Origin of the sequence: Prosthecobacter sp. (assembly GCF_044373815.1) — a bacterium.
Lineage (GTDB): Bacteria > Verrucomicrobiota > Verrucomicrobiia > Verrucomicrobiales > Verrucomicrobiaceae > Prosthecobacter.
This window is the reverse complement of record NZ_JBIPNG010000294.1, coordinates 1-8,305: the sequence shown is the minus strand read 5'-3', so window position 1 is coordinate 8,305 and position 8,305 is coordinate 1. Positions and strand designations below refer to the sequence as shown.

Sequence of the window (8,305 nt, the reverse complement as noted above, 5' to 3'; positions counted from 1 at the left end):
GATGCGCTTCAGGGTCTCGGTCACGCTGGTGTCATAGTTGGCCTCGACGTGGATCGTGATGTTCTGCGCTCCGGCCTTGATGAAACGCTCCAAATAATGATCCGGGCGGTGGATCATGAGGTGCACGTCCAGATACATGTCCGTGCATTTGCGCACCACCTGCACCATTTGCGGGCCGAAGGAAATGTTGTCAACGAAGTTTCCGTCCATCACATCCAGGTGCAGCCATTGCGCCCCGGCACTGGCGGCACGTTTGACTTCGACGTCGATCTTTGACCAGTCGGAAGCCAGCAGGGAAGGGAGGATGAGGTTCGTCGTGTGATCCATGCCTTGAGATAAGGTTCAGGGTTTAAAGTTCAAGGTTTGAGTTGATGCGGACTGCGTTTATAAAACGCCGTGGACGAGCCCCTGATCATCAATCCCTTCGACGACGAGTACTACATGCGCGATGCGCTGCGCCAGGCGCGCAAGGCTGCCAAGCAGGACGAAGTGCCCATTGGCGCTGTCATCGTGCATCAGGGCAGCGTCATTGGCCGTGCCTGGAATCAGGTGGAGACGCTCAAGGATGCCACAGCCCACGCCGAAATGCTTGCTCTCACCCAGGCGGAGAGTGCTCTGGGCGACTGGCGGCTCACGGATTGCGATCTGTACGTCACCAAAGAGCCCTGTCCCATGTGCGCCGGGGCCATCATGCACTGCCGTGTGCGCCGCGTGATCTTCGGCTGTCCCGATGTCAAAGGCGGTGCAGCAGGTGGCTTTTGGAATCTCCTGCAGGCCCCGAACCTCAATCACCGCACCGAGATCACGCCGGGTGTTCTCAACGACGATTGCGTGCGCATCCTCAAGGAATTCTTCGCGGAAGCCCGTCGCCGGCGTGCGGAAGGGCTGGAGCACAAAAAAGGAGCGGCCAAAGAGGCGGCTGACGATGGTGTGGTGTTTGACGGACCGTGAAGGCTTGGATTGCACTCACCTCAAGGGAATGAGCATTGTCTGCACTCAGGGGGATACGGAATCAATGGCTGGATACGCTGACGCGTTGGATGAAGTGGCTAGGGCACCTCTCCTGTGAAAGTAGCGATTACTTTCGGGTCTGCACCGGCCTTGATTGCGAAGATTTCGCTGCTCGCGGCGAAGGGGTCGCTGGTGTAGCGCTCGGCGAGGTCGGCGGCAAACTCATCGAGCAGTTCCACCTTGGCCGGGAAGATATAAAGAGAGTGGCGGTCCGGCGTGACCACCCAGATCTCCTGGCCAAACAGTTCCGCAAAAATCTTAGGCAGTGAAGGTGCGATGAGCAGTGTGGCGTAGAGCGGGGAATCACCGCGATAGACGGCGTAGGCGATCCTGCCGTCCTCGCCTTTGATGAGTTCGGGCTTGAGTTGAAGCAGCCGCTTGTCTGCGGCGATCTTGGCGCGGGCCGTAAAAGATTCGACGCTGAGACCGATTTTTGTGAAGGTATCCACGGAGTGTGGCTCGACCCCGCTGACCGCGCTGGTGCTTTCACGGTAGCAGGTAAACACGGTCTGCTGCGAATTCGGCAGGGTGATGGAATAGGCGCCACGCATGGCCTTTGGCTCGGGCATAAGAAGAAGAGATTCGAGCTTTCGCTCCGGGGCCTCGGGCTGCTGGGCGGGCAGGGAATTGGCCGTAAGTAGCAGGAGGCAGATAAGCGTGCGCATGGCACTCAGTGTGGCGTAAAGTGGCGGTGACGCAAATGCACGGATTGCGGTGAATTGAGCCTTTTGAGGAGCAATAATGAGCGCGCAGTTTTGTGAACAACTGAGAGGCAATGTGAATAATTATTTCAAAAAGTGTGAAATAGAGCTTGCGGGATGCTGGGGACTCGCCAGAATGCGCGCTCCCCAAGGCCCGGCCTCTTCAACGAGACCGGCAAATCAAGATCCTCCACGGAGGCTCTTCATTATCGGAACCAGAACCGGAAAAGTCTGCGTATGCTCATTGTGAGCATGGCGCGCTGTCCCCCGGAACTGGCTACGAATAAAGCCAAAGGTTCACAGCTCTTTCACACCATGCCCACCATCAATCAACTCGTCAGACACGGCCGCAAAGATAAAGCGGTAAAGTCGAAGTCTCCTGCGCTTGCAAAGTGCCCGCAGCGTCGTGGCGTCTGCCTCCAGGTGATGACCCGCACACCTAAAAAGCCCAACTCCGCTTTGCGTAAGGTGGCCAAGGTGCGTCTGACCAACGGCTACGAAGTCATCGCCTATATCGGTGGTGAAGGTCACAATCTTCAGGAACACAGCATTGTGCTGGTTCGCGGTGGTCGTGTGAAGGATTTGCCCGGTGTGCGTTATCACATCGTCCGCGGCACCCTTGACTGCCTTGGTGTTGATGCCCGTCGTCGTGGCCGTTCCAAGTACGGTGCAAAGCGTCCAAAGCCAGGTGCTGCCGCCGCTGCCGCGAAGAAAAAATAATTTCCGCTGATTTCACTCCTAATTTCCACACGCCATGGCCCGCAGAAAACGCGTTTATAACAAAGAGGTTCGCAAGGACAGCCGCTACGACAGCGAACTCGTCGCAACTCTCATCAGCAACATCATGCTTGATGGGAAGAAGTCGCTCGCTGAGCGCATCGTTTATTCCGCCATCGAGGCGCTTAACGACAAGACCGACAGCGTCGATCCTCTTGAGCTCTTCAATCGCGCCATTGAGAACACCAAGCCACGCGTGGAAGTCAAAGCCCGCCGTGTCGGTGGTGCCACCTACCAGGTGCCCCTCGAAGTTTCTCCTCGTCGTCAGGAATCCTTGGCCATGCGCTGGATCGTTGGTTTTGCCCGTGGCCGTAAAGGTCAGGCAATGCACCGCGCTCTTGCTAATGAGCTGAAGGACGCCGCACAAGGGCAGGGGAATGCCGTCCGCAAGCGCGACGACGTTCACAAGCAGGCTCAGGCCAACCGCGCCTTCGCCCACTTCCGCTTCTAATCGTTTCACTTTACTGTTTCCGTCCACTTTTCGTTTTTCCGACCCATGTCGAACCCCAATTCCCCCAACCGCGAATACCCACTTGAGCGCACCCGTAACATCGGAATTTGCGCCCACATTGACGCGGGCAAGACGACCCTGACTGAGCGTATTCTGTTCTACACTGGCATGATCCACAAGATCGGCGAAGTGCATGACGGCGCTGCGACCACAGACTGGATGGAGCAGGAAAAAGAGCGTGGTATCACCATCACCTCCGCTGCTGTGACGGCACGCTGGAAGCAGCTCAAGGAAGAAGGCATCTTCAAGCTGCGTGAGATGGAAGACATTCGCGTTAACATCATCGACACCCCCGGACACGTGGACTTCACCGCTGAAGTGGAACGTTCCCTCCGTGTGCTCGATGGCGCCATCTTCGTGCTTTGCGGTGTGGCCGGTGTGCAGCCTCAGTCTGAAACCGTTTATCGCCAGGCCGAAAAGTATCGCGTTCCTCGTATCGCTTTCGTGAACAAGATGGACCGCACCGGTGCCAACTTCGACAACGTGGTTAACGACGTTCGCAAGAAGCTCGGAGCCAATGCCTGGCCGATCCTCATCCCAATCGGTGCTGAAGAAGACCTCATAGGCCAGATCGACGTGGTGAACCAGAAGGCTATCATCTACAACGACGACGAAAAGTTCGGTTCCTCCTACAAGGTGCGTGACCTTGAAGGCGCTGAAATCGCCAAGGCCAAGGAAGCTTACGACGGTCTCGTGGCAGAAATTTGCAACCAGGACGAAGAATTGGGCATGAAGTTCCTCGAGGAACTGCCAATCACGATCAAGGAAGTCAAGGAAGCACTTCGCCGCACGGTGATCGCCAACAAGATCATCCCAATGGCCGGTGGTTCCGCCTTCAAGAACAAAGGCGTGCAGTATCTGATCGACGCCGTGATCGACTATCTCCCAGGTCCTCTCGACATTGAGCCGCAGACCGGCCAGCTCGTTGACGATCCTGACACCAAGGTCGAAGCCAATCCTGATGACGCCGGCAAGTTCTGCGCCCTCGGCTTCAAACTCTGGTCCGACAAGTTCGGCCGTCTCGTGTTCTTCCGTGTGTATTCCGGCAAGGTTTCCAAGGGCGACACGATCTACAATCCCCGCACCCGCAAGTCTGAGCGCGTGGGCCGTCTGATTCAGATTCAGGCCAGCGTTCATAAGGACATCGACACCTGCTACTCGGGTGACATCGCCGCCCTCGTGGGTGTGAAGGACGTTCGCACTGGCGACACCTTCTGTGATGAAGATCTCGACATCCTGCTCGAGCCACCAACATTCCCAGAACCCGTGATCTCGATGGCTGTCGAGCCAAAGACCAAGGGCGACCAGGAAAAGATGGGCAACGCCCTCCAGCGCCTTTCCGAAGAAGATCCAACGTTCTTCGTCAAGACCGACGAAGAAACCGGCCAGGTCATCATCGCCGGCATGGGCGAGCTTCACCTCGAAATTCTCTGCGACCGCCTCAAGCGCGAGCACAAAGTGGAAACCACAACTGGCAAGCCGCAGATCGCTTACCGCGAAACTCTCACCATGCCAGCCGATGGTGAAGGCAAACTGGTCAAGCAGTCCGGTGGTCGTGGTCAATACGGACACGTTGTCATCAAGGTGCGTCCTGGTGAGAAGGGCTCGGGCATCGTCGTCGAAAACAAAGTGGTTGGCGGAACGATTCCAAAGGAATTCATCAACCCAGCCAAGGCGGGTTGCGTGGAAGCTGCTCTCAACGGCATCATCGCTGGTTATCCAGTGATCGACATGCACATCGAACTCGTTGATGGCTCCAGCCACGAAGTGGACTCCAACGAAAACGCGTTCAAGATGGCCGGTATCTTCGCCGTCAAAGACGCTCTCAAGAAAGCCAAGTGCATTCTCCTTGAGCCGATCATGGCTGTGGAAGCTTCCACGCCAGAAGATTACCAGGGCGACATCATGGGTGACTTGAACCGCCGCCGTGGCAAGATTCAGGGCATGGACAGCCGCGGTACCACCGCCATCCTGCGCGCTGAAGTTCCCCTTGCTGAAATGTTTGGTTATTCCACCGCCATCCGCACTCTTTCTTCCGGACGCGCCAGCTACTCGATGCAGCCTTCTCACTTCGAGCAGGTCCCACATAATATCGTTGAGCAGATCGTCGAGCAGCGTGGAGGCTCCAAGTAACAGCCAGCGCGCACTGAACCCCGTATCCCAAGGACCATCGTCATGACTAATCAACGCATCAGAATCCGCCTCCGCGCCTATGACTACCGCGTGCTCGACAAAAGCACCGCCGACATCGTCGAAACCGCGAAGCGCACCGGCGCACGTGTTGCAGGCCCCATCCCGCTGCCAACCCGCATCGAGAAGTTCACCGTGAACCGCTCACCGCACGTCGATAAGAAGTCGATGGACCAGTTCGAAATCCGCACACACAAGCGTCTGCTGGACATCGTTGACCCAACCTCCCGCACCGTGGACGAGCTCAAGAAGCTCAATCTCCCATCCGGCGTGGACATCACCATCAAGATCTAACTCGATCTCATCACTTTAATAACAGGAGGACACACTCATGAGTCTCGGATTGATCGGTAAAAAACTCGGTATGACCAAAGTTTACGACGCCAAGGGCGACGCAATCTCGGTCACAGTGGTTGACGTCAGCGGCAACACCATTCTTCAGGTGAAGCGCAGCGATGGCAAAGACAAGTACAGCGCAGTGCAGGTCGGCTATGGCGACCAGTTGAAGGATTCCCGCGTGACCAAACCACTGCTGGGCCACTTCAAGAAGCACGGTTGCACGACTGCCAAGCGCATCGTCAAAGAATTCCGCCTCACTGGCGACGACCAACTGCCAGCAGCTGATGCCAAGCTCGACGCTAGCATCTTCAGCAACGGCCAGGTGGTTGACGTCATCGGCAACACCAAGGGCAAAGGCTTCCAAGGCGTTGTGAAGCGCTGGAACTTCGCCGGTCAGCCAGCCACTCATGGTCACATGATGCATCGTCGTCCTGGTTCCATCGGTTGCCGCCTTACTCCCGGCCTCGTCTGGAAAAACCAGAAGATGCCTGGCCATGACGGCACCACCCGCTGCACCACCCAGAATCTGGTCGTCGTGCAAAGCCGTCCTGAAGAAGGCATCCTGCTCATCAAAGGCGCACTCCCCGGCAACAAAGGCAGCATCGTTGTGGTGCGCCCCGGCAAAAAAGCCGTCGCCAAGAAGTAATAACGAGGAACTGAACCATGTCCGCTACCATTCTCTCAGCCGACGCCGCCAAGGCGGCTAACATTCAACTGACCGAGGGCTATAAAGGCTCTCAGGCTCTCAACGACACGCTGGTGGCTTATCGCGCCAACCGCCGTCAGGGCAACGCCCACACCAAAAACCGTTCTGAAGTTTCCGGCTCCGGCAAGAAACTCTGGAACCAGAAGGGAACAGGCAATGCTCGTATGGGCAGCAAGCGTTCCCCGATCTGGAGTGGTGGTGGTGTCGTTTTCGGCCCACGTAACACAACGATTTGGGCCAAGAAAACCACCAAGGGAACCAAGAAGCTCGCTCTGCGCGCCGCTTTGACCGCCCGGATCCTTGATGGTGAAGTGCTCACCACCGGCAGCTTTTCCGTGGCTGATGGCAAGACGAAGAGCTTCATCTCTGCCGTCAATGGCCTGACCACCGCGAAAAATGTGCTGCTCATCGGCAAAGGCTTTGATGAACTCACCTTCCGCGCCGGCCGCAATGTCCAGAACGTTCAGCTTATTTCCGCTGACGAAGTGAATGCCGAACACCTCCTTCGCTATCGCAGCGTTGTGGTGACCGGTGACGCCCTTGAAACCCTTGCCAAGAGGACCGCCTGATCATGAAAGACCTTCATAAAGTCATCAAAAACATCCGTCTCAGCGAAAAAGCCACGCTGCTGGGCGAACAGAACAACGAGTACGTGTTCTCCGTGGACGTCGAAGCCACCAAGATCGACATCAAACAGGCCATCGAAAAACTGTTTGGCAAAAAAGTCACCGGTGTCCGCACTGCGAACTATGACGGCAAGGCCCGTCGTGAGCGCCGCGCCGATTACGGCCGCACCAATCACTGGAAGAAAGCGATCGTCCGCCTCAAGGCTGGCGAAAAGTTCGACCTCGCGTAACCCCAGGCCCGCAACCCTTTAACTTATCCTACCGTCATGGCGCTGAAAACATTCAAGCCAACCACGCCCACCAATCGCTATAAAGAGTGGAACTCCTTCGAGGAGATCACCAAGCATTCTCCGGAGAAAAGCCTTACCGTGGCTCTCCGTAAATCCGGTGGCCGTAACAACACTGGCCGTATCACCTGCCGTCACATCGGTGGTGGTCACGACAAGCGTTACCGTCTCATCGACTTCAAGCGGTCCCGCCGTGATGAAGCAGCCAAAGTGGTCGGCATCGAATACGATCCGAATCGCTCCGCTCGCATCGCCCTCGTCGAATACAAGGACGGCCAGCGTGCCTACATCCTCGCTCCAAACGCTCTTAGCGTCGGTGCTTCGGTGATGGCCGGCGAAAAAGCCGCTCCAGAAGTGGGCAACGCTCTTCCCCTGAGCAAGATCCCTCTTGGTACTTCGATCCACAACATCGAACTCTCCCCAGGCAAAGGCGGCGTCGTCGCCCGTGCTGCAGGTCAGGCCGCAGTGCTTTCCAACCGTGAAGGTGACTTCGCTCTGGTGCGCATGCCTTCTGGAGAAATCCGCAAGATCCTCTCTGTCTGCTACGCCACGATTGGCCAGGTCGGCAACGTCGAACACATGAACGTGGTCAGTGCCAAGGCGGGCCGCACCCGCTGGCAGGGTACACGTCCAACCGTCCGCGGTATGTGTATGAACCCGATCGACCATCCTAACGGTGGTGGTGAAGGTCGTTCCAAGTCCGGTGGTGGTCGTCAGCATCTCCTCAGCCCATGGGGCCACGCGAAGGGTGAGAAGACCCGCAACAAGAAGAAGGCGACCAACAAGCTCATCATCCAGAGCCGTCACGCCAAGAAGTAATCCATTCCTTAATCACGCACTCACATGGCACGCTCCCTCAAAAAAGGTCCTTTCGTTCAGCAAGCCCTCCTCGACAAGGTGGACAAGCTTAACGACGCCAAGCAGAAACGCCCCATCAAGACTTGGGCCCGTTCCTCCATGGTCACTCCTGACCTCGTCGGCCACACCTTCTTGGTTCACAACGGCAAGGACTTCGTCTCTGTCTATGTGACTGAAAACATGGTCGGTCACCGCCTCGGCGAGTTCTCCCTGACCCGTCTGTTCAAGTCTCACGGTGCCGTCACCGTCAAGGCCGCCAAGTAATTCCTGAGCATCGAGCATTTTCATGTCACTCCGCA

The 8,305-nt window shown here is 56.9% G+C and carries 12 protein-coding genes; 10 read left to right on the top strand and 2 right to left on the bottom strand.

Going from position 1 to position 8,305, the window contains the following annotated elements; genetic code table 11:
- Positions 1-327, bottom strand: a 327-nt coding sequence (locus ACIREA_RS20800; protein ID WP_397384268.1) for a ribulose-phosphate 3-epimerase, incomplete at its 3' end; no start/stop codon positions are given.
- Between the two features lie 69 nt (positions 328-396).
- Here ACIREA_RS20800 and tadA point away from each other — a divergent pair.
- Complete coding sequence (gene tadA, locus ACIREA_RS20795; protein WP_397384266.1) at positions 397-951, top strand: tRNA adenosine(34) deaminase TadA; 555 nt, start codon at positions 397-399, stop codon at positions 949-951.
- Positions 952-1,049: 98 nt separating this feature from the next.
- On the opposite strand, the gene ACIREA_RS20790 is transcribed toward tadA, so the two are convergent.
- On the bottom strand, positions 1,050-1,676 hold the full coding sequence (locus ACIREA_RS20790) for a hypothetical protein (RefSeq protein ID WP_397384264.1): 627 nt from the start codon (positions 1,674-1,676) through the stop codon (positions 1,050-1,052).
- Positions 1,677-2,027: 351 nt separating this feature from the next.
- Here ACIREA_RS20790 and rpsL point away from each other — a divergent pair, with 351 nt between their 5' ends.
- The 9 genes from rpsL to rpsS are packed head-to-tail and all read left to right on the top strand — an operon-like array spanning position 2,028 to position 8,270.
- Positions 2,028-2,432: a 30S ribosomal protein S12 gene (rpsL, locus tag ACIREA_RS20785; protein WP_397384263.1), complete on the top strand. Its 405-nt coding sequence runs from the start codon at positions 2,028-2,030 to the stop codon at positions 2,430-2,432.
- 34 nt (positions 2,433-2,466) lie between these two features.
- Complete coding sequence (gene rpsG, locus ACIREA_RS20780) at positions 2,467-2,940, top strand: 30S ribosomal protein S7 (RefSeq protein WP_397384262.1); 474 nt, start codon at positions 2,467-2,469, stop codon at positions 2,938-2,940.
- Positions 2,941-2,985: 45 nt separating this feature from the next.
- Positions 2,986-5,133 carry an elongation factor G gene (gene fusA / locus ACIREA_RS20775; RefSeq protein WP_397384261.1) on the top strand — a complete coding sequence of 716 codons (2,148 nt, stop codon included), beginning with the start codon at positions 2,986-2,988 and terminating at the stop codon, positions 5,131-5,133.
- A 42-nt stretch (positions 5,134-5,175) separates the two neighbouring features.
- Positions 5,176-5,484, top strand: coding sequence for a 30S ribosomal protein S10 (gene rpsJ, locus ACIREA_RS20770; RefSeq protein ID WP_294398955.1), 309 nt, complete (start codon positions 5,176-5,178; stop codon positions 5,482-5,484).
- Positions 5,485-5,521: 37 nt separating this feature from the next.
- On the top strand, positions 5,522-6,175 hold the full coding sequence (gene rplC / locus ACIREA_RS20765; RefSeq protein WP_397384260.1) for a 50S ribosomal protein L3: 654 nt from the start codon (positions 5,522-5,524) through the stop codon (positions 6,173-6,175).
- 17 nt (positions 6,176-6,192) lie between these two features.
- Entirely contained in the window at positions 6,193-6,804 is a 612-nt protein-coding gene (gene rplD / locus ACIREA_RS20760) for a 50S ribosomal protein L4 (RefSeq protein WP_397384259.1), read from the top strand.
- A 2-nt stretch (positions 6,805-6,806) separates the two neighbouring features.
- Positions 6,807-7,091 (top strand): 50S ribosomal protein L23, encoded by a 285-nt coding sequence (rplW, locus tag ACIREA_RS20755; RefSeq protein WP_294398963.1) that lies wholly within the window; start codon positions 6,807-6,809, stop codon positions 7,089-7,091.
- 36 nt (positions 7,092-7,127) lie between these two features.
- Positions 7,128-7,967: a 50S ribosomal protein L2 gene (gene rplB / locus ACIREA_RS20750; RefSeq protein ID WP_397384258.1), complete on the top strand. Its 840-nt coding sequence runs from the start codon at positions 7,128-7,130 to the stop codon at positions 7,965-7,967.
- A 24-nt stretch (positions 7,968-7,991) separates the two neighbouring features.
- Positions 7,992-8,270 (top strand): 30S ribosomal protein S19, encoded by a 279-nt coding sequence (gene rpsS / locus ACIREA_RS20745; RefSeq protein ID WP_294398970.1) that lies wholly within the window; start codon positions 7,992-7,994, stop codon positions 8,268-8,270.
- The last annotated feature ends 35 nt before the right edge of the window (positions 8,271-8,305 follow it).